18 protein-coding genes are annotated in these 21,911 nt (G+C 57.4%); 11 read left to right on the forward strand and 7 right to left on the reverse strand.

All coding sequences use genetic code 11. The features are described 5' to 3' along the window. The first annotated feature begins 264 nt into the window (after positions 1–264). Genes AC0V6Q_RS04040 through ppdK form a run of 3 tightly spaced genes read left to right on the forward strand, consistent with a single transcriptional unit; the run spans position 265 to position 5,854 of the window. The gene (locus AC0V6Q_RS04040; RefSeq protein WP_486169249.1) at positions 265–1,134 is read left to right on the forward strand and encodes a glycine--tRNA ligase subunit alpha; all 870 of its coding nucleotides are present in this window, start codon (positions 265–267) and stop codon (positions 1,132–1,134) included. After that, positions 1,134–3,179 (forward strand): glycine--tRNA ligase subunit beta, encoded by a 2,046-nt coding sequence (glyS, locus tag AC0V6Q_RS04045; protein ID WP_486167130.1) that lies wholly within the window; start codon positions 1,134–1,136, stop codon positions 3,177–3,179. The genes AC0V6Q_RS04040 and glyS overlap by 1 nt, the downstream gene beginning before the upstream one ends. Next, on the forward strand, positions 3,179–5,854 hold the full coding sequence (gene ppdK, locus AC0V6Q_RS04050; protein WP_486167131.1) for a pyruvate, phosphate dikinase: 2,676 nt from the start codon (positions 3,179–3,181) through the stop codon (positions 5,852–5,854). The genes glyS and ppdK overlap by 1 nt, the downstream gene beginning before the upstream one ends. Positions 5,855–5,857: 3 nt before the next feature. On the opposite strand, the gene AC0V6Q_RS04055 is transcribed toward ppdK, so the two are convergent. Further along, positions 5,858–6,589: a methyltransferase gene (locus tag AC0V6Q_RS04055; protein ID WP_486167132.1), complete on the reverse strand. Its 732-nt coding sequence runs from the start codon at positions 6,587–6,589 to the stop codon at positions 5,858–5,860. Between the two features lie 56 nt (positions 6,590–6,645). Here AC0V6Q_RS04055 and AC0V6Q_RS04060 point away from each other — a divergent pair, with 56 nt between their 5' ends. From AC0V6Q_RS04060 to AC0V6Q_RS04080, 5 genes are all read left to right on the forward strand, one after another. Continuing rightward, positions 6,646–7,335, forward strand: coding sequence for a ComF family protein (locus AC0V6Q_RS04060; protein WP_486167133.1), 690 nt, complete (start codon positions 6,646–6,648; stop codon positions 7,333–7,335). A gap of 450 nt (positions 7,336–7,785) precedes the next feature. Further along, positions 7,786–8,187 (forward strand): phosphoribosyl-AMP cyclohydrolase, encoded by a 402-nt coding sequence (gene hisI / locus AC0V6Q_RS04065; RefSeq protein WP_486167134.1) that lies wholly within the window; start codon positions 7,786–7,788, stop codon positions 8,185–8,187. A 33-nt stretch (positions 8,188–8,220) separates the two neighbouring features. Then, on the forward strand, positions 8,221–8,700 hold the full coding sequence (locus tag AC0V6Q_RS04070; RefSeq protein ID WP_486167135.1) for a MerR family transcriptional regulator: 480 nt from the start codon (positions 8,221–8,223) through the stop codon (positions 8,698–8,700). Between the two features lie 54 nt (positions 8,701–8,754). Next, entirely contained in the window at positions 8,755–10,560 is a 1,806-nt protein-coding gene (locus AC0V6Q_RS04075; protein ID WP_486167136.1) for an acyl-CoA dehydrogenase C-terminal domain-containing protein, read from the forward strand. 153 nt (positions 10,561–10,713) lie between these two features. Further along, positions 10,714–13,011 (forward strand): penicillin acylase family protein, encoded by a 2,298-nt coding sequence (locus AC0V6Q_RS04080; RefSeq protein WP_486167137.1) that lies wholly within the window; start codon positions 10,714–10,716, stop codon positions 13,009–13,011. Between the two features lie 8 nt (positions 13,012–13,019). On the opposite strand, the gene cysK is transcribed toward AC0V6Q_RS04080, so the two are convergent. The 4 genes from cysK to tyrS form a co-directional block, all read right to left on the reverse strand. Continuing rightward, complete coding sequence (cysK, locus tag AC0V6Q_RS04085; protein WP_486167138.1) at positions 13,020–13,940, reverse strand: cysteine synthase A; 921 nt, start codon at positions 13,938–13,940, stop codon at positions 13,020–13,022. Positions 13,941–13,950: 10 nt separating this feature from the next. Next, entirely contained in the window at positions 13,951–15,177 is a 1,227-nt protein-coding gene (locus AC0V6Q_RS04090) for an MFS transporter (RefSeq protein ID WP_486169250.1), read from the reverse strand. 154 nt (positions 15,178–15,331) lie between these two features. Continuing rightward, on the reverse strand, positions 15,332–15,670 hold the full coding sequence (locus AC0V6Q_RS04095) for a PilZ domain-containing protein (RefSeq protein WP_486169251.1): 339 nt from the start codon (positions 15,668–15,670) through the stop codon (positions 15,332–15,334). A 156-nt stretch (positions 15,671–15,826) separates the two neighbouring features. Beyond that, complete coding sequence (gene tyrS / locus AC0V6Q_RS04100) at positions 15,827–17,053, reverse strand: tyrosine--tRNA ligase (protein ID WP_486167139.1); 1,227 nt, start codon at positions 17,051–17,053, stop codon at positions 15,827–15,829. Between the two features lie 125 nt (positions 17,054–17,178). On the opposite strand from tyrS, the gene AC0V6Q_RS04105 reads away from it, so the two are divergent. Further along, entirely contained in the window at positions 17,179–17,709 is a 531-nt protein-coding gene (locus AC0V6Q_RS04105) for a DOMON domain-containing protein (protein ID WP_486167140.1), read from the forward strand. 10 nt (positions 17,710–17,719) lie between these two features. On the opposite strand, the gene AC0V6Q_RS04110 is transcribed toward AC0V6Q_RS04105, so the two are convergent. Further along, the gene (locus AC0V6Q_RS04110) at positions 17,720–18,217 is read right to left on the reverse strand and encodes a TspO/MBR family protein (RefSeq protein ID WP_486167141.1); all 498 of its coding nucleotides are present in this window, start codon (positions 18,215–18,217) and stop codon (positions 17,720–17,722) included. Positions 18,218–18,342: 125 nt separating this feature from the next. On the opposite strand from AC0V6Q_RS04110, the gene AC0V6Q_RS04115 reads away from it, so the two are divergent. Beyond that, entirely contained in the window at positions 18,343–19,563 is a 1,221-nt protein-coding gene (locus tag AC0V6Q_RS04115; RefSeq protein ID WP_486169252.1) for an exo-beta-N-acetylmuramidase NamZ family protein, read from the forward strand. Between the two features lie 11 nt (positions 19,564–19,574). Then, positions 19,575–20,588 (forward strand): aspartyl/asparaginyl beta-hydroxylase domain-containing protein, encoded by a 1,014-nt coding sequence (locus tag AC0V6Q_RS04120; RefSeq protein WP_486167142.1) that lies wholly within the window; start codon positions 19,575–19,577, stop codon positions 20,586–20,588. Positions 20,589–20,609: 21 nt separating this feature from the next. Here the strand turns inward: AC0V6Q_RS04120 and AC0V6Q_RS04125 are convergent, their stop codons facing one another. Further along, on the reverse strand, positions 20,610–21,794 hold the full coding sequence (locus AC0V6Q_RS04125; RefSeq protein ID WP_486167143.1) for a vWA domain-containing protein: 1,185 nt from the start codon (positions 21,792–21,794) through the stop codon (positions 20,610–20,612). Positions 21,795–21,911: the final 117 nt, after the last annotated feature.

Genomic DNA, 21,911 nt, shown 5'->3' on the forward strand with positions numbered 1-21,911 from the left:
AAATTGTGTGGCGTACCTTACGAAATGTCAGGTTGCCCTTACTTTATGTAGTGATTCGCTGACAATGTCAAGATGACCTGACTTTATGTCGTGTTAGATTGACCAAAGGCGCAGAAAAGCTGACTTTATCGCTGATAGAATTCGTTCATGGTGCGTCGCACCATTGACGCATTAGGGGGCATCGGTCATTGGCTCCAACCCATGGATATAGCGCCTTCTCACGCCACGATTCCCGCTCGCGATCCCTCTGGCAGCTTTCAGGACATGATCCTGACCCTGCATGATTTCTGGGCGGCCAATGGATGTGTGATCCTTCAGCCTTATGACATGCGCATGGGGGCAGGGACGTTTCACACCGCAACCACTCTGCGCGCGCTCGGTCCTGAGCCTTGGAATGCCGCGTTTGTGCAACCTTGCCGCCGACCGACCGACGGGCGCTATGGCGAGAACCCGAACCGGTTGCAGCATTACTATCAATATCAGGTGATCCTGAAGCCAAGCCCTAGCGATATCCAGGACCTCTATCTTGAGAGCCTGCGCGCGATTGGCATCGACCCGCTCGCCCATGACATTCGCTTTGTCGAAGACGACTGGGAGAGCCCGACACTTGGCGCATGGGGTCTTGGTTGGGAAGTGTGGTGCGACGGGATGGAAGTCACCCAGTTCACCTATTTCCAGCAGATGGGCGGTTTTGACTGTAAGCCCGTGGCAGGCGAGCTCACCTACGGGTTGGAGCGCCTTGCGATGTACATTCAAGGCGTTGATAATGTGTACGATCTCGCGTTCAGCAAGCAGGGCGTAAGCTACGGCGACGTATTCCTTGAGAACGAGCGTCAGATGTCTAAATGGAACTTTGAGGTCGCCGAAACCGAGGGTCTCTTCAAAGCCTTCGAGATGGCAGAAGCCGAATGCCAGAACGCGCTGGCCGCCGATGTTCCTATTGCCGCTTACGAACAAGCTGTTGAGGCCAGCCACATCTTCAACCTCCTTCAAGCGCGCGGCGTGATCAGCGTGCAGGAACGCGCATCCTACATGGGCCGGGTGAGGGACCTTGCGCGCTCATCCTGTGAGAAATATGCCGAGAAGATGGCGCCTGAATGGGTTGAGAAATACCCGGAATGGAGCCTTGTCTGATGGTTGATTTCGTACTTGAACTTCTCACCGAAGAAATCCCGGCGCGTATGCAAAAAGGCGCGCGTGCCGAGCTGGAAAAGCTGTTTGTGCGCGAATTGTCGACTGCTGGCGTTTCAGCTGGCGACATCACCGTATGGTCGACCCCGCGCCGTCTGGCCATGATTGCCCGTGATCTACCCACGGAGACCGAAGCGGTGCGCGAAGAGGCCAAGGGGCCGCCCGTTGGCGCTCCGGATCAGGCCGTGGACGGTTTCTGCCGCAAGAACGGTGTCACCCGCGACCAATTGGAGGAACGCGAGGTCAAGGGCCGCGCCACCTATTTCGCGGTGATCGAAAAGCCGGGTCAGCAGGTTGCTGACCTTCTCGCGTCAGCGATCCCTGCGATTATCCGCGATTTCTCATGGCCCAAATCCATGCGCTGGGGCGAGGCGTCCATTTCATCTGAGAGCCTTCGATGGGTTCGGCCATTGTCTGGCATTCTGGCGCTTCTCGGCGGCGAAGTTGTGCCGGTGGTGATGGATGGTCTGTCAAGCGGACGCACGACCATGGGGCACCGCTTCCATTCCAATGGCCTCATCGGTATCGATGACGCGGATGACTATGCGCCCAAACTGCGCGCGGCCCATGTGATCGTTGATCAGGAAGAACGCGCCGGGATCATCCGTGAAGGCACAAAGAAGGCCGCCAAAGCCGCTGGGCTTACGGTTGTCGCTGACGAGGGGCTGGTGGTCGAAAACGCAGGCCTCACCGAATGGCCAGCGCCGCTTTTGGGCCGCTTTGATGAAAGCTTTCTCGATGTGCCGCCCGAGGTCATCCAGCTTACCGCGCGAGTGAACCAGAAGTATTTTGTGTGCGAGGATGCAAATGGCAAACTCGCCAACGCCTTCATCTGCACAGCCAATATTGATGCAGCGGACCCCGCAGTCGTGGTCGATGGCAACCGCAAGGTGCTTGCAGCACGTTTAGCTGACGCGCGCTTCTTCTGGGAGCTCGATCAGAAGACTTCGCTTGAAGACCATTCAAAGGGTCTTGAACGCATTACCTTCCACGAGAAGCTTGGCACAGTTGCCGACAAGGTTGAGCGGGTGGCAAAGCTTGCGCGGTGGCTGTGCGAAGAAGGCATTGTCAAAGGCGACGCTGATCTTGCCGAACAAGCCGCACGCCTGTGTAAAGCGGACCTTGTCACCGAAATGGTCGGTGAGTTCCCCGAGCTGCAGGGTTTGATGGGCGGCTATTACGCCGAGAAAGAAGGCCTGCCGCAAGAAGTCCCCAACGCTATCCGCGATCACTACAAGCCGGTTGGGCAGGGCGATGATGTGCCGACTGCTCCGGTGACAGTGGCGGTGTCTCTTGCCGATAAGCTCGATACACTGGTCGGCTTTTTCCAGATTGATGAGAAGTCAACAGGTTCAAAAGATCCATTCGCGCTTCGGCGTGCTGCGATCGGGATCCTTAGTCTGATCCTCGAGAATAACATCCGAGGTACAATGCGTTCCTTGATCACAGCGGCAGCCCACGAGGGCGGCAGTGCGGTTGCAGGGCGGGAGGTTGCTGGCTTCTTGATTGAACGTTTGAAAGTCCAGCAGCGCGAATCCGGCATTCGGCACGACATGCTTGATGCTGTTTTGGCGATGGAAACTGACGGGGACACGGTTCGCGTTGTTCAGCAGACCAAAGCGCTCCAAGAATTCCTCGAAACCGACAACGGCGCAAATCTGCTTGCTGGCTACAAGCGCGCAGCGAACATCCTCAAGAAAGAGGAATGGGAGCCGGGCGCCACAAACCCTGCTCCCGAACCCGCCGAAGTTGCTCTGATCGCTGCGCTTGATCAGGCTGAGCCCAAAGCCGCTGCCGCTATTGAAGCAGAAGACTTTGAAGCCGCCATGGAAGCGCTCGCATCTTTGCGCGGGCCGATTGATGACTTCTTCGAAGCTGTGATTGTAAACGCGGAAGAAAAGGCTGTGCGCGCAAGCCGGCTCGATCTGCTAGCGCGGCTTCGCGATGCGGTTCACAAAGTCGCCGATTTCTCAAGGATTGAAGGTTGATGGTCCAAACAGTCTACCCCTTTGGCGGTGATGCCGCTCACGATGATCCCCAAATCGTTAAACGCCAGGGCGACAAGACGATCACCGGAGGCAAGGGGGCAAACCTTGCCGAAATGGCGAGTATTGGCCTGCCGGTGCCTCCCGGTTTCACCATCACCACCGAAGAGTGCGTCGCGTATTTGCAGGACGGCGCAGAGTTTTCTGACGTCCTGCGCGAGGCGGTGACCTCTGCGATTGGCCATATCGAGAAATCGGTTGGCAAGAACTTTGGCGATGCGGCTGACCCAATGCTCGTATCAGTGCGCTCCGGCGCGCGGGTTTCGATGCCGGGGATGATGGACACGGTCCTCAACCTTGGTCTTAACGACGCGACTGTTGAGGGGCTTGCAGCAACGTCTGGCGACGAACGTTTCGCATGGGACAGCTATCGCCGCTTTATCCAGATGTATTCCGATGTGGTGCTCGGGCTCGACCACGGCCTGTTCGAGGAAGCGCTCGAAATCTGCAAGGAAGACAACGGCTACTACGCCGATACAGAACTTTCTGCCGATGAGTGGAAGGCGCTGGTTACCGAGTTCAAAGGCATCGTCGAGGCCGAATGGGGCAAGCCGTTCCCCCAAGATGTAACCGAGCAATTGTGGGGCGCGATCCGTGCTGTGTTCGACAGCTGGGATAGCGACCGCGCCAAGGTTTACCGCCGCCTTAACGACATTCCGGGCGACTGGGGCACTGCCGTCAATGTTCAGGCGATGGTGTTTGGCAATATGGGCGACACATCGGCCACCGGCGTTGCCTTCACCCGCGATCCTGCGACCGGTGAGCGCGCCTATTACGGCGAGTATCTCATCAACGCGCAAGGCGAGGATGTTGTCGCCGGTATCCGCACGCCGCAATATCTGACCAAAGCTGCACGCGAAGCTGCCGGGGCAAAGCCGCTCTCGATGGAAGAAGCGATGCCTGAGGCTTACGGCGAGCTGGCGCGCGTGTTCGACCTTCTCGAAGGTCACTACAAAGACATGCAGGACATCGAGTTTACCGTCGAGCGCGGCAAGCTGTGGATGCTGCAAACCCGCTCTGGTAAGCGCACGGCGAAAGCTGCGCTTAAAATGGCGGTAGATATGGAAGGCGAAGGCCTCATCACGCAGGAAGAGGCGGTGCGCCGGGTTGATCCCATGGCACTGGACCAGCTGCTTCACCCGACCCTTGATCCTGATGCAGAGCGCCATGTTCTGGGCAGCGGTCTGCCCGCGTCACCAGGCGCGGCAGCGGGCAAGGTTGTGCTTGATGCCGATACAGCGGAACAATGGGTTGAGCGCGGCGAAAAGGTCATTTTGGTCCGGGTGGAAACCTCACCCGAAGACATTCACGGCATGCACGCAGCGCAAGGCATTCTTACAGCGCGCGGCGGCATGACCAGCCACGCAGCGGTGGTTGCGCGCGGCATGGGGCGGCCCTGTGTATCAGGTGCAAGTGCGGTGTCCATTGACCTTTCCTCTCGCACTTTGCGCATTGGTTATGAGGAACTCAAAGAGGGTGATGAGATCACTCTGGATGGCGCTAACGGTCAGATTATGCTGGGTATTGTGCCAACGGTTGAGCCTGAGCTTGCCGGTGATTTTGGCACTCTTATGGTGTGGGCGGATGCTCACCGCCGCATGAAAGTGCGCACCAACGCCGAAACGCCTGCGGACTGTGAAATGGCGAGGGCGTTTGGCGCAGAAGGCATTGGCCTTTGCCGCACCGAGCATATGTTCTTCGATGCAGGCCGCATCAAGGCCGTTCGCCAGATGATCCTAGCTGAGGAAGACGCCGGACGCCGCGCGGCCTTGGACATTCTGCTTCCGGAACAGCGGGCAGATTTCACTGCGATTTTCGAGGTGATGGCGGGCTTGCCTTGCACGATCCGCCTGCTCGATCCGCCGTTGCATGAGTTCCTGCCCACGCAAGACAGTGAGTTCGAGGAGCTTGCCGATGTAACGGGGCTGGGTGTTGATCACTTGAAGCGCCGCGCAAACGAGCTTCACGAATTCAACCCGATGCTGGGCCACCGTGGTTGCCGCTTGGGGATCACTTTCCCCGAAATCTACGAGATGCAAGCTCGCGCCATTTTTGAAGCGGTGTGCGATGTGAAAGCAGCGTCTGGCGAAGCTCCGCTGCCTGAGATCATGATCCCATTGGTGGCGACCAAGAAAGAGCTCGCTATTCTCAAGACCCTCGTTGATCGGGTGGCTGAGGAAGTGTTCGCTGAGAAGGGCACTACGGTCGACTACCTCGTTGGCACTATGATCGAACTGCCGCGCGCGGCGCTCATGGCGGGCGAAATTGCCGAGGAAGGCGCGTTCTTCAGCTTTGGCACCAATGATTTGACGCAGACCACCCTCGGGGTGAGCCGCGATGATTCAGCGCGCTTCCTTGCGCCATATGTCGAGAAAGGCATCTTCGCACGCGATCCGTTTGTGAGCCTTGATGTCGAAGGTGTGGGTCAGTTGGTCGAGCTTGCGGCAGAGCGGGGCAGGGCAACGCGGCCTGACATCAAGCTTGGCATTTGCGGCGAGCATGGCGGGGATCCAGCATCCATCGCGTTCTGCGAAAGTGTCGGTCTCGATTACGTCAGCGCCTCGCCTTACCGAGTGCCCATTGCACGGCTTGCGGCGGCTCAGGCTGCGCTCAAATAAGGCTTACCGCCAACCAGTCAGGACGAGGATGTTGAAGGTCTCCGTTACCTTCCCATCTTCTTCGCGTAATGCATCAAAGGCGGCTTCAGCGCGGCTCATCCATTCGCGTGTCAAAGGCGGCACGGGGCTGTTGAGGCTCCGCGTGAGGCCATGGTCTCTCAGATCGCTAATTAGCTGATTGAACGAGGAAAACCGCACATCAAGCGGGAAGCTGTCCACCACTTTGCGAGAGAACCCTGCGCGTTCAAGCAAGGCTGTCCCTGCGCGGTTATCGACCAAGGGATGCATACGCGCAGCGGGCTTGTCACCATCTGCCTCAAGCACAATGTGGCGCAGCGCCGGAAGCGAGCCCGCTCCTGGAAACGCGGCGATAAATAGCCCGCCTTCCTTTAGTGCGTTGCGCGCATGGATGAGAGCGCCGGGAAGGTCGTTGACCGTGCCAAGACCGAGCACATGGGCGATCAGGTCATAGTCTTCAAAACCGACAGGGGCTTCCTCATCGAACCTGCCAAGCTGCGCGTCTGTATCGCCGGATAATCCTCCTGCCTCGTCACCAATCAATAGCGCAGCTTCGGCCTCAAACCGCATGAAATCCAGTCGATCTGCGATGTCCTCTGCGATGGATGAATAGAGATAGGATGCGCTGTGCGGCCGATCTTGGCGAGCACGCGCACGGGCCCATTTTGCAGCAGCGGCTTGGCGGTCGAAGATTTGCGGGACTTGCGGGGAATTCATGGCGCTTCCCTAGGCGTGCTTGCCGCGCTCGCGCAAGAGGTGCACAATGATGCGCGATGGCATGGCCCAAAGAACTTAGTCGAGAAATCAAGGAGGGCGTTCGGCCTCTGGTCGATCTGGTCTATCCGCCGCGCTGCCCTTCATGCGGAGCGGCAACAGCGGACCAAGGGGCGCTGTGTGTGGATTGCTGGGGCGGTCTGGAATTTCCCAAAGCCGAGGCAGCGTCAGACGGAGAACACCCTTCCGGCGTCATCGCTGCGACGCTTTACAATGATATGTCGCGCGGGCTTTTGCTGAAGTTCAAACACGGGGGAAAGATTGCGCTTGCCCCATTGCTAGGCAAGATGATCTCCTCGCGCATTCACCTTGAGAAGGGCGAAGAACCTCTTCTTATCCCGGTGCCGCTTCATCGCACGCGCATTTGGCAGCGCGGGTTCAACCAATCCGCCATGCTCGCGCGGGAATTGGCCAAAGCAGGGAAGGGGGAATTGATCGTCGATGCCCTGATCCGGCAGAAGCGCACGCCCAGTCTTGGTAATATGAGCGCGGATAAACGCAAGAACGTACTCGCAGGAGCAATTGCCGTGCGGCCGGGCGCTATGCAGGCGATCAAGGGCCGACAGGTCATTCTGGTGGATGATGTCCTCACCAGCGGCGCGACCAGTGATGCATGCTTTGAAGCATTGCTTGGTGGCGGCGCTGCCTCGGTGCGGCTCGCTTGCTTTGCGCGAGCAGACCGGCGCTGAGCAGGAAGGCGCAACAACTGCGCCCTGCATCCAGCCAGTTTCACCATGCGTGTCTGAACCGGAAAAACGAAACGCCCGAGGTCGTTAAACCCCGGGCGCCACGTGACGAAACGGTTTAGATCCGCTCAAAAGAGCTCAGAAAGCGACCCCCTAACTTCGCTTTCAGGACCTTATGCCTCATTCGTTCAATCGGCCCTGCCAACACCCCGCTGTTGGTTTGAACCGACACCCCCTGAACCCGGCGTTTGACAACACCGATTGTTAGGTGGATGGACGCGTTTAACGGCGTCCGTGGGAGCGTTGTTCCACTCTGGTTCCATATCTTAAAGTCGAAACACGGAATTTTGCGTATTTTGAGAGTCAGATGTTGTTATCTTGCAACATCCTGTCGCATGAGATGAACCTCTGACCGTCATTTGTCTCACATTGTTACGCCTAAGGAGAGCATTCTTGTCTGCGCCTGCATCTTTAAACGCCGAAGAACGAGAAGAGGGGACGCTGTTCGCTCCGAAATTCGATGGCAATGGCCTGTTATCAGCGGTCGTGCTCGATTCTCGGACGAAGGAAGTGCTGGTCGTGGCCTTTATGAACGGAGAGGCACTGGCCGCTACGCGGAAGAGCGGAAATGTGACTTTCTGGTCGCGCTCGCGCCAGAAGCTTTGGATGAAGGGCGAGACATCCGGGAACGTCCTCAAGGTCGAGGATATTCTGGTCGATTGCGATCAGGATGCGCTCGTGATCTACGCCAGACCCGCCGGGCCAACGTGCCACACGGGACGCGCTTCATGCTTCTATCGCAGGCTTGACCCAAAGGCTGACGATAGCTCTGCTCTCGTAAGGGTAAGGACTTGACGCTCACGTAAAGGTAAGGTAGTTCATGGACCTATGGACACCCAAACTGACTCGCTCGCTGACACGCGCAAATCTGCTGTGAATGCATCTTCGGATGAACCGCGCCGCAATGGCGCGCATCTTGATCGGCCCGATGATCTTGCGCGTGAACAATTTTCGATCTCTGACCTGACTTCGGAATTCGGCTGCACGGCCCGTGCGCTGCGCTTTTACGAAGACGAAGGCCTGATCAGCCCGGCCCGCGTTGGGCTCACCCGCGTTTATTCAAAGCGTGACCGTGCGCGGCTCGCCTGGATCATGCGAGCGAAGAACGTCGGGTTCAGCCTTACTGAAATCCGCGAGATGATCGACCTGTATGATCTTGACGATGGCCGTGTTGAACAACGCCGCGTCACGATTGAGCGTTGTCGTGCGCATATCGCGAAGCTGAAAGAGCAGCGCGACGATATCGACAGTTCGATCAAAGAGCTCAGCGATTTTGTGGTCGAGATCGAAAAACTCGACTTGGGTTAACCCGCTCCCCCAAAACCTCTCTTATTTTACAGCCTCAGACAAAGGGATCACCTGATGCCAACCTATACCGCTCCGACACGCGATACGCGCTTTGTTCTCAACGAAATGCTTGACCTTGCATCCTATGGCAATCTGCCGGGTTTCGAGAACGCAACGCAAGATTTGATCGACACGATCGTTAATGAAGCAGGCAAGTTCTGCTCGGAAGTCTTGGCGCCAATTAACCAGTCGGGCGATGAAGAGGGTTGCACCCGCCACGAAGACGGCAGCGTGACCACGCCAAAGGGCTTTAAAGAAGCCTACGACGCCTATGTCGAAGGCGGTTGGGGCACTTTGGGCAAGCCGGAAGAGTTCGGCGGGCAGGGCCTTCCGCACACTCTTGCCATGGTGGTTGAAGAGTTCACCGCGTCTGCAAACCAGGCGTTTGGCATGTACCCCGGCCTCACCAATGGCGCTTCTGCGGCACTCGAAGCGGCGGGTACGCAGGAGCAAAAAGAAGCCTATCTGCCCAAGATGATTTCGGGCGAATGGTCGGGCACGATGAACCTGACAGAGCCGCAGTGCGGGACCGATCTGGGTATGATCCGCACAAAGGCTGAGCCGCAGGCAGATGGCTCTTACAAAATCACCGGCACCAAGATTTTCATCTCGGCAGGTGAACACGATCTCACCTCCAACATCATTCACCTCGTGCTGGCCAAGACGCCGGGCGCACCGGACTCATCGAAGGGCATTTCGCTTTTCATTGTTCCCAAGTTCATCCTTGATGAGAATGGCGAGCCCGGAGAGCGCAACGGCGTTTCGTGTGGTTCGATCGAGAAGAAGATGGGCATCCACGCCAACGCAACCTGCGTCCTCAACTATGATGAGGCGACAGGCTACATGCTGGGCGAGGAGAACAAGGGCCTTGCCGCCATGTTCGTAATGATGAACGCAGCGCGTCTGGGCGTGGGTCTTCAAGGGCTCGCACAGGCGGAAGTCTCGTATCAGAACGGCGTTACCTATGCGCTCGACCGTCGTCAGGGCCGCGGTCTTACCGGTCCGGTGGAACCAGAAGCCAAAGCCGATCCGATCTTTGTGCACCCTGATGTGCGACGGATGCTGATGGACGCAAAAGTCTTCAACGAAGGGATGCGCGCTCTGTGCCTGTGGGGCGCATTGCAAGTCGACCTGACCCACAAGGCGCAAACCGAAGAAGAGCGTCAACTTGCCGACGACCTCATTGGCCTCATGACCCCGGTCATCAAAGGCTATGGCACCGACAAGGGCTATGATATCGCCAACAATATGCAGCAGGTCTACGGCGGCCACGGCTACGTCAAGGAATGGGGCATGGAGCAATTCGTGCGCGATAGCCGCATTGCGATGATCTACGAAGGCACCAACGGCGTTCAGGCGATGGACCTTTGCGGGCGTAAGCTTGCGCACAAGGGCGGTCGCGCGATCCAGGCCTACTTCAAGATGATCGATGACGAGATTGCCGAGGCCAAGGGTAATGAAGCGCTGAGTGACCTCGCCACCAAGCTTGAAAAAGCGCTGGGCGAGCAAAAACAAGCGACCATGTGGTTCATGCAAAACGCGATGGCGAACCCCAATCACCTGGGCGCAGGCGCGCATCACTACATGCACATCATGGGCATTGTGACACTTGGCTTCTTCTGGCTCAAACAAGCCAAGACGGCTTCCGCAGCTCTTGCCGGCAACCCCGAAGACAAGGCGTTCTACGAGGCGAAGATGACCTCGGCGGCATACTATGCCGAACGTTTCCTTCCCGATGCAGGCGCGCTGCGTCGCAAGCTTGAAGCGGGCTCGGACAACATGATGGCGCTTCCCGAAGAGGCGTTCTCGACCGCAGCATAATCAGCGACGATCCAGACAACAAAGCCCCCGTCAGCAATACGCTGACGGGGGCTTTATCTTTGCGCGGTTGATTGATGCAGATCACAGACACGCTTGCCAGATGCACCCACCCTCAATAGCCTTGTACTCGAGAGCAAAAAGGGGAGAGTGAGTATGCGCATTTTGGCAACTGGATTGGGGGCCTTGCTGGCATCGACCGCACTGGCTGGCACTGCCGCCGCCGACGATCACGCTGCGTCCGGTCACGGCCCGTTCAAGGCTGACATCACCCGTACCACGCACAACATCGCTCACATCGAGGCGGACAGCTGGGAAGGGGTCGGATACGGCGTCGCCTATGCCTATGCGCAGGACAATATCTGCATGCTCGCCGAGGAATTCGTCAGCGTGCGCGGCGAGCGGTCTTTATATTTCGGGCGAGAAGGAGAGACCACCCTTGGCCTCAGGGCCTCATATAATATCACCTCCGATATCTTCTTTCGCAGCCAGATCAATCTGCCCGCCCTTCGCGAAGGGTTGGCCAAATCCAGCGCAGTTAATCAGGCGCTGATCGCGGGCTATGTGGCGGGCTACAATCGCTTTCTGTTCGACAATCCGGTTGGAACCTTGCCCAAGGAATGCCGCGATGCGGAATGGGTGCGCCCGATCACCACCGATGACATGCTGCGCATCAATGAAAAGACGATGCTTCTGGCAAGCTCGCTCCAATTTGCAGGGGCAATTGCGAAGGCCAAACCGCCCAGCAGCGAGGTCGCCGTCTCTGACCCGAAAAGCCTCTCATTCCCCGGTCCACCTGATCCCAATTACGGCAGCAATGGCTGGGCCTTTGGCTCGGAAGCTACAGCAGATGGGAAGGGGCTGCTCATCGGCAACCCTCACTTCCCGTGGGAAGGACCAGCGCGCTTCTGGCAGATGCACGTGAGGGGGCCAAGCGGTTATGACGCAATGGGAGTGGGGATTGCGGGAACCCCGCTACCAACGCTTGGCTTTAACAAGGATGTCGCCTGGACCCACACGGTGACCGCCGCGCGCCACTTCACCGTTTACATGCTCCAACTCGCTCCCGGTGACCCAACCAGTTACATGGTCGATGGCGAAGCGGTACCGATGGAAGAGACGCTTGTCAGCGTGCCAATGCCAGGAGAGGAAGAGCCTTTTGAAACAGTGCTTTATTCGACCCAGTTCGGCCCTGTTGTCTCCCTGCCCAGTGCAGGGGCGCAGTGGACGCGGCAAATGGCTTTCACCTTGCGCGATGCGAACACCGGCAATCAGCGCGGGATGGATGCATGGCTTGGAATTGGCTTTGCGAGCACAGTTGGCGAAGTTGAAAGCGCGATCAGTGAGACGCTCGGCATTCCGTGGGTGAACACAATTGCCGCTGACCGCGAAGGCAATGCTCTCCACGCCGATATCACGGCGGTTCCTAACGTGAGTAAAGAGTTCATTGATGGCTGCGGGACGCCTTTCACCCAGATGGTTGCAGGGCAGATCACACTGCTAGATGGCAGTCGTTCTGAGTGCGATTGGATGTCACAACCCACAGCTGCGTCGCAGCCCGGCCTGATGCCCGCAAGCGATCAGGCCTCGCGAACGCGTACCGACTATGTCACCAATTCCAACGACAGCTATTGGCTGAGCCACGCAGGCGAGCCTTACCGCGAATTGTCGCCCATCCTTGGGGGCCACAAAACGCGGCTTTCTCTGCGTTCGAGGTCAAACTTTATCGAAACAGAGGCTATGCTGGCAGCGGGCCCGATGGATCATTCCCGCGCGCAAGAATTGGTGTTCGGCAACAAAGTGCTGTCCGCGGAAATGGCGTTGGATGCGGTTCTGGAGCTTTGCGAAGGCAACAACGCGCTTTCAGAGGCGTGCGGCGTGCTCAGCCGCTGGGATCGCCGGGTCAATAATGAAAGCAAGGGCGCGCATTTGTTCGTTGCTTTCTGGGAAAAAACATCGGGCGGGCCCAATTTTTGGAACACGAAGTTTGACCCTGAAAATCCGGTTGCGACACCAGCGGACCTCAATATCGAAGGAGACGCAGGCGAGAAGCTGCTGACCGCTCTGCGTGAGGCGGTGGAGCAGCTTACCGAGGCTGGCATTGCTCTTGATGCTTCCTTGGGAGATGTGGTCACACGCGCCAATGGTGATGAAAAAATCGCCATCCACGGTGGTCCGGGCGGTCCCGGCATCCTCAATATGCAACGCTCTCGCCTGATTGAAGGCGGCATGACCCCGGTGCACGGCTCCAGCTACATCCAGATTGTCAGCTTTGACGAAGATGGACCAGTTGCAGACGCCATCCTCAGCTATTCGCAAAGCACCGATCCGGCATCACCGTTTTATGCCGATCAGACTCGGCTTTATTCCGAGAAGAAATGGTACCGCCTGCCGTTCTCTGACGAAGAAATCGAAGCGGCGCGAATTGGCGAGACGGTGACAATCAGCGAGTAAGCGGGCGCTTACTCGACCGGCAGGAAGTCAGGCACCGAAAGGTACCGCTCTCCGGTATCATAGTTGAAGCCCATGACGCGTGAGCCTGCTGGCAGTTCGGGAAGCTTCTTCGCGATTGCGGCCAGAGTTGCGCCTGAAGAAATACCGATCAGCATGCCTTCCTCGCGCGCGGCTCTGCGGGCCATTTCCTTGGCGTCTTCGGCATCGACCTTGACCGCGCCGTCGATGGCATCGGTATGAAGGTTGCCGGGAATGAAGCCAGCGCCGATCCCCTGGATCGGGTGAGGGCCGGGCTCTCCGCCATTGATGACGGGCGAGGCTTCGGGCTCGACTGCATAGGCTTTAAAGTCCTTCCAGTGCTTCTTGAGCTCTTCCGCACAGCCTGTCAGGTGACCGCCTGTCCCAACACCGGTGATCATCACATCCACTGGGTTGTCGATAAAATCGGCAAGGATTTCCTGAGCCGTTGTGCGTGCATGCACTGCGGGATTTGCGCCATTGTCAAACTGGCTTGGCATCCATGCGCCGTCTGTCGTTTCGACGATTTCGGTCGCGCGGGCAATCGCGCCCTTCATACCCTTTTCCTTGGGCGTGAGATCGAAGGTCGCACCGTAGGCAAGCATCAGGCGGCGGCGTTCGATTGACATGCTTTCAGGCATGACCAGTACAAGTGTGTACCCCTTTACCGCTGCGACCATTGCAAGGCCGATGCCTGTGTTGCCCGAGGTCGGTTCTACGATAGTCCCGCCTGGTTTTAAGTGACCTTTGCTTTCAGCATCCTCGACCATCGCAAGCGCGATACGGTCTTTGATCGAACCGCCCGGATTGCTGCGCTCGGACTTCAGCCAGACCTCGTGATCGGGAAACAGCTTCGACAATCGGATGTGCGGTGTTGCGCCGATCGTCTCGAGGATGTTTGCTGCTTTCATGGTCTGCTCCCTAAAGTGTTTGGGCTTGAGTCTTTTTGCTTGGTCGACCTTCTAGCAAATCATTCGGCGGATCGAAGGTCTTTGTTGTGCGTAGCACTGGGAATATTCGGCTCCACAGCAATACGGTTACAATTGCGCCCGCACCGCCTGCGACCAAAGCCGCCACCGGACCGATGGCAAAGGCCAGTGCGCCCGAGAAAGCATCGCCGCCCTCGTTCGAGGCGCTAATGGTCATTTGCGATACCGAAGAGACACGCCCGCGTTTGTCGTCGGGGGTATGCAATTGGATCAGCGATTGGCGGACATAGACGCTGAACATATCGGCCGAACCGATGATGAAGAGCATCGCCAGGCTGAGCGCCATGCTGCGCGAGAACGCAAAAGCGATTGTGGCAAGGCCAAATACGAACACCGCCCAGAGCATTTTGGGACCGACCTGGGTCTTGAGCGGGCGGAAGGAGAAGTATGCAGCGGTGAGCGCAGCGCCAATTCCAGGCGCCATTGCGAGCTGCGCAAGGCCATCGGCTCCGACGTTTAGAATGTCGCGCGCAAACACTGGCAAAAGCGCATTGGCGCCTGCGAGGAACACAGCAAACAGATCCAGTGTGATCGAGCCCAGAACCATTTTGTTGCGGCCCACATACTGCAGCCCATCCACGATCGCGCCGATGGGTCGCTGATCCTTTCGCATGGCCGGTTGGGGTACTTTGCCAACGCTGCAAAGCGCGGCAAATCCGATGATGTAGAGGCCAAGTGCCACCGCATAGGGAAGGGGAGCGCCGAGCGCGTAAAGATACCCTCCCATCGCAGCGCCAAGGATAGTGCCCAACTGCCAGGCGACCGTCGAAACCGCGATGGCCGTTGGCAAAAGCTCTTTGGGAACAAGATTGGGGGCAAGGGCGGAATATGCAGGGCCAGCAAAGCCGCGCGCTATTCCAAGAAGCACCGCCACGCCAAACAGGACCGGCAGGGAAAGCGTGCCCATGTAAGTAAACCAGCCCAGAACGCCCGCACAAACCATCTGCAAAAGGATCGTGAGGAGTGCCAGAGTGCGCCGGTCAAAGCGGTCTGCGGCAAGGCCGGTAAAGGGGGTGAGCACGAACAGTGGCAGAAACTGCAACAGTCCGATCAATGCCAGCTGGCCAGAGGCGGCAGGAATGCTCATCCCTGCATCGCGCGCCAGATTGTAAGTCTGCCAACCGATGATCAAAATGATCGCGTATTGGCCCAGCGTCATCGAAAATCGCGACGTCAGATAGGCGCGAAAGTTGTGGACCTGAAGCGGGTGGCTAGGGTTATTTGAAGTCACACATGCGCCATGACAGGCACGCATGAGCTTGCCAAGCGCAGGGTTTATTCGCGGGGTCTTAGTTGTGCTTTAGAGCTGGCTCTTAGCGCGTGCGGCGAAGGCGAGGGTTGGGTTGCAGCGTGTCGATCATGGCGACAAAATCATCGAGGCGAATAATCCGCTCGAATTGGAAACCGGCGCGTTTTTCGCGGGTCCAGATGACATAAGCTTCGATCCGGCCAACGACTGGCAGACGAATGATAACGCGCTCTCCGCGCCCAAGGTTATCCGCATCATCGACCATAAAGCCGTGCGCAGAAATGTTGGAGACATGCAGATTGATGTCCCCTTTCGAGTGATGCTCAACGATCACTGGGAAATCTACAGGGTGGCGCGCCGCGCGCCGCATATCGGTTACACTAAGATTTGCTCCGCCTGCCACAGGCCCAGTCTCCATTAACACTTGCCCGAACCCTTGCGGACAATCTGCAAATTGCGGAAAAAAGGCTGATATTTCGTAAAGCGTCTGGGACAGTTACGAGGTTAACCTTGTTGGCTAGCCAAACTGCAGCAGTTAAGCTGTTGAATTCCCGTGTTTTCAAACGGTGATGAGGCCGTGCTTTTTCTTGCCAAGGCTCAATTTTAGCGGTTGCCCTTCGTGGACATGCACCACATAGCCTGCGTCAAATATGACATCGCCGTCGATCTTGACCGCGCCTTCGCCAATCTTGCGTTTTGCTTCTTTGTTGGACGCGGTGAAGCCAATCCCGGTGAGCACCTCCAGAAGGCGCGCACCGCCTGAACCAGCGGCAAAGGTTGGTAAATCTTCGCCTGCACCGCCGCCTGCAAATGTCTCACGCGCAGTTGCTTCTGCAGCTTTTGCTGCCTCGAACCCGCGCACCATGGCGGTGACTTCATTGGCAAGAACGGCCTTCGCGTGATTTATCTCGGCCCCCTCAAGCGCTTCCAATTTGGCGATGTCATCTAATGGCAGATCGGTGAAGAGACGCAGGAATCGGCCCACGTCACGGTCATCGGTGTTGCGCCAGTATTGCCAGAAATCATAGGCTGGAAGCGCGTCTTCATTCAGCCAGATGGCCCCATCAACCGACTTACCCATTTTGGCACCGTCGGCCCGCGTAATGAGAGGCGCCGTCACCCCGTAAACCTCGCGCGCGTCGATGCGGCGGTTCAGTTCAATCCCGTTGACAATATTGCCCCACTGGTCGCTTCCGCCCAGTTGCAGCGTGCAATCATAATCGCGCGCCAGCACAAGGAAATCATACGCCTGCATGATCATGTAATTGAACTCGAGGAAGCTCAAAGGCTGTTCTCGATCAAGCCGCGTCTTCACCGAATCGAATGTCAGCATCCGGTTGATTGTGAAATGCGGCCCCACATCGCGCAGCATCTCGACATAGCCCAGCTTGCTGAGCCAATCGTCATTGTTGATGAGCAGCGCGCCAGTGTCGCTGTCATTGAATTCGAGGATGCGTTCAAAACTGCCTTTAATCCCCGCGATATTGGCTGCGAGCCTTTCATCCGTCATCAATTGCCGCGTTTCATCCTTGCCCGAAGGATCGCCCACTTTCGCAGTGCCGCCGCCCATGATCACAATCGGGCGGTGACCCGCTTGTTGCAGCCGCTTTAGCAGCATGATCGATGCCAAATTGCCGATGTGGAGCGAGGAGGCTGTGGGGTCGAAACCTACATATCCGGTGATGACCTGTTTTTTGGCGCGCGCGTCCAATGCGCCGGGGTCGGTGATTTGGTGCAAATGGCCGCGTTCTTCGAGCAGGCGCAACAGGTCGGATTCGTAAGTCATAGTTGCGCGCTTATCAGTGTGGGACCAAGTGGGCTAGGGGGCGCGGGCTAGGGGGCATGCGCGCCCGCTCCAACTTGGGGGAAAGTCACTTGCGCAAGCTATCCCTCTTGGCGATAGGAAAGGTCATGAAACCTCTGATGCTCCACAACTCTTGCGACCTTGGCCCGATCCGTTCTGTCACCGCTGAGGTGAAGGACACAGATGTCGGGTGCGAGGCCCGGTTCAGGCTTGAAGGCGGGGTCGATCGCATAAAGGTTCCCGCAGCTGCGCCATCGGTCAGAACCGATGATTTGTGGAAGACCACCTGTTTTGAGATTTTCTGGCAGCCGATTGGCGGGACCTATTATCGCGAGTTCAACCTATCGCCTTCGGGACGCTGGGCCGCGTATGATTTTGACAATTTCCGCGAAGGAATGCGCGATGCGCCCGTCGATGCGATTTCATTGAGCGTTGCCCAAGGGTCATCGAACGGCGTCGGCGAACTTGAACTGATCGCGACCATTGCCTCTGACCTGCCAACGCCAGCGCAAGTTGCCTTGAACGCGATTGTCGAGCACGAGGATGGCGGTTTGCAATTCTGGGCGCTCGCCTTTGCGCCCGGCAAGGCCGAATTCCACTCCGAAGCGTGCCGTCAATGGGTGCTCGGGGGCGAATAGAAGCTCTACCTCAAGATGCTGCTTTAGCATCTCCGAACGGACGGTTCAGACGCACAATCTCGCGGTTGAGCAGCAGCGCAAAACTGACCCAGCAAATGTACGGAACGTTCAGCCACCCGGCAAGCGTGGAATAGGCAGGCAGGAACAGGCACAAGGATAAAACCGAAAGCCAAAGAAACACGTTTTCAAACAAGGCCCAGTCGGGCCGCTTGATTTTGAAAAACAGCGGCGACCATGCAAGATGCAGGACGAAATTGATCCCGAACAAGGCACCGATGAACATCACATCGCTCGATGTCTGCGCCTCTGATACGGCGAGATAGAGGCTCCAGCCCGATAGTCCCAGAATCAAGGTCCATGCAGGACCAAACAGCCAGTCAGGCGGCTGCCAGCTCGGCTTGTTGAGGTTGCGATACCACTCACCAATATCGGTGAGCAGGCCTCCCGCGCCGCCAAGAATTATCGCCCACAATGCCGCGACAAGAGCCAAGGTCCAATTAATATCCATGCGGTTTCCTACACACTTCGAGCTGGATTAGATACAGCCAAGCTACGCATTTGCGCGCGTAAGCTATGCATCCGGCATTGCGTTTGAAGAGCCCTTGCGCCAATTCGCTTGTCATGACTTCACAAGTGAAATTCGGAATTGATCGCCTGCTCGAAAATGCCGAGCTTTTGGATGAGCTAAAAGGCCGCCGTGTCGCCCTTGTCGCGCACCCTGCCAGCGTGACGCAGGATTTGACGCATAGCCTTGATGCTCTGATCGCGGCGGGCGTCAATGTGACAGCCGCTTTTGGTCCGCAGCACGGGCTTAAAGGCGACAAGCAGGACAATATGGTCGAGACGGCTGACGAGATGGATGCCGAATACGGCATTCCGATCTTCTCGCTTTATGGCGAAGTGCGCCGGCCAACGGGCCAGATGATGTCAGCAGCTGACGTGTTCTTGTTCGACCTTCAGGATTTGGGCTGCCGGATATACACTTTTGTGACAACGCTGCTCTATCTGCTGGAAGAGGCGGATAAGCTTGGCAAAGAAGTCTGGGTATTGGACCGCCCTAACCCCGCGGGGCGTCCGGTAGAGGGCACCATGCTTATCCCGGGGCATGAAAGCTTCGTTGGCGCTGCTCCTATGCCCATGCGCCATGGGCTGACGCTGGGTGAGATGGGCCACTGGTTTGTCGAGCATTTCAACCTCGGCGTGGCGTACAAGGTTGTCGCCATGGAAGGCTGGAAACCGGACGAAGGCGGCAAAGCGATTGCAAGTGGTTATGGCTGGCCCGCAGAGCGCATTTGGGTGAACCCGTCACCCAATGCCGCAAGCCTCAATATGGCGCGCTGTTATGCTGGTACCGTAATGATCGAAGGGGCAACCGTGAGCGAGGGCAGGGGGACAACGCGGCCCCTCGAGGTCCTGTTTGGAGCGCCTGACATCAACGCCAAAGCAGTGGCGAAGGAAATGCTGAGTATGGCGCCCGATTGGTGCGCGGGTGTGACGATGCGCGATTGCTGGTTTGAGCCAACCTTCCACAAGCATCAAGGCAAGCTATGCAATGCGCTTATGCTCCATGCCGAAGGACCGGACTACGATCACGATGCGTTCAAGCCATGGCGGATGCAGGCGCTCGCATTCAAGGCGATCCGCAATCTTTACCCTGACTATGAGCTGTGGCGCGGAACAGATTTCAAGTACGAATACACCAATGACGTGCTTGCGATCGACGTCATCAACGGCGGGCCTTGCTTGCGCGAATGGGTCGATGATCCGAGCGCGGTCCCCGATGATCTGGACGCGATGGCCTCTGCCGATGAAGCGGCTTGGATCCAGACCGTGCGGGCACATTTGTTGTATTGAGGGCGTGATTGATGAGCATTGAAAAGCCCGCTCCAGCTTTCGACGAGGCAGAGGCGGACCGCAGACTGACAGCGAACAACCGCGATGCGACAGCGATGCTTGCCAAGGCGGACAACCGTATGCGTGCAGGGGACAGGCGGGCTGCGGGCGCCTATTATCAAGCGGCCCTCCAACTGCTTTCACAATCAGGGCAAGGGCAGGGGCCGGACGCTCAGCGGGCCTATGAAGCGATGCAGTGGATCAACGCGCGCTATGTCGAGCATATGGTCAAAGGCGTCGAGGAAGCCGGGCACCCGCGCAAGGATTGGCATCCGCGCTTCACCCGATCACTTGCGATGATGATCGGCCAGATCGAGCGCCCACCCGAAGCGCGGCAGTACCCTCAAAATCCGATGACCATGTTTTACGCCGACATGAAGTACTGCGAATTTGCATCCCGCGATGCATTCGATTGGGCCGAAGCTTTAAAGTCGCGCACCGATGCGATCCGGGCGGAAGGGGAAAAGCTTCTAAAAGAAGGCACGCACCTGTCGGCTTACGTCAAGAAAGTGGGCGACCGGCCCCAAGGCGATGTGCACGGCATGCTTGAAAACGAGGACTGGTCGAGCTTTGAATTGTCGCAAGGCGGCGAATTTGTGCCCGAACGCACAGCTCTTTGCCCCGATACCTATGACGCACTCAAGGACCTTCCGCTGTGCCGGATTAAGGGGCGCGCGCCCACGCCGATGTTCTCGCGCCTTTCGCCGGGCAAACGCATTCCGCCCCACACCGGCATGATCAATGTCCGCTACATCTGCCATCTTCCACTGATCATCCCGGGCGAAGGCGCGCTTAGGGTTGGACATACGACGAAGAGCTGGACCGAGGGCGAGCTTATGGCGTTCGACGACAGCGTCGAACACGAGGCATGGAACGATGCGGACAAGGATCGCCTGGTCCTGATCTTCGATGTATGGCGCCCGGAATTGGAACAGGCCGAACGCGAACAGCTAAACGCGCTTTTCCAAGCGGTTGATAGTTATTGAGGGTACCCAAACCGAAACGAGTTAATGCCCCTGTTTCCTACTCAACTCGCGCATAGCATCATCGAGGCCTTCTAGCGTCAGGCTATACATGCGGTCGTTCACGAGCTCTTTGAGCATCCTGGTGGATTGCGAATAGCCCCATTGCTTTTCGGGTACGGGGTTGAGCCATACGGTTGCAGGATAGGTGTCGGTCACACGCTTCATCCACATGGCGCCGGCTTCCTCGTTCATATGCTCGACCGAGCCGCCTGCGTGGGTTATTTCATAGGGACTCATCGCTGCATCGCCCACAAAGATCACTTTGTAGTCGTGGCCGTATTTGTGGAGGATGTCCCATGTCTTGGTGCGTTCCTGCCAGCGGCGCTTGTTGTCCTTCCACACGCCTTCGTAAAGGCAGTTGTGGAAGTAGAAGAATTCAAGGTTTTTAAACTCGGTAGTGGCCGCGCTGAACAATTCTTCGCACAGCTTGATGAATGGGTCCATCGACCCGCCCACATCAAGGAACAGCAAGAGTTTCACCGCATTACGGCGTTCGGCGCGCATATGGATGTCGAGAAAGCCTTGCTTTGCTGTGCCATCAATCGTGGCATCCAGATCCAGCTGATCCTGCGCCCCCTCGCGGGCAAAACGGCGAAGACGCCGAAGAGCCATCTTGATGTTGCGGGTGCCAAGCTCCTTGGTGCTGTCGAGGTTCTTGAATTCGCGCTTTTCCCACACCTTCACCGCGCGCTTGTGCTTGCTCTCACCGCCAATGCGCACGCCTTCGGGGTTGTAGCCTGAATTGCCGAACGGGGATGTGCCGCCTGTGCCAATCCACTTGTTCCCGCCTTCATGGCGCTTTTCCTGCTCAGCAAGGCGTTCCTTGAGCTTTTCCATAAGCTCGTCCCAATCGCCGATCTTCTCGATCTCGGCCATTTCCTCTTCGGTGAGGAATTTCTCGGCAACCGCCTTTAGCCAATCCTCGGGCACGTCGACCGGGTTTTGGCCATAGTCGGACATGATGCCTTTGAAGACCTTGTGGAACACCTGGTCGAAGCGGTCGAGCATCCCTTCGTCTTTCACGAAAGTCGCGCGGCTGAGATAGTAAAACGCCTCGGGCGTCTGCTCGATCACGTCCTTATCCAGCGCCTCAAGCAGCGTCAGATGTTCTTTGAAACTTGCGCCAATGCCAGCTTCGCGCAGCTCATCCATGAAATTGAAAAACATGGGCCCCGTCCTAATCACGAAAAACCGCTCTTGCTAGCCCCATTGAACGCCCGTGTGTCTTAAGCCTTCGATAACCATATCTTGCCTAAGGAAAGGCTCTCCAAGGGGACTGATAAA

The organism is Erythrobacter sp. S227 (assembly GCF_057364925.1).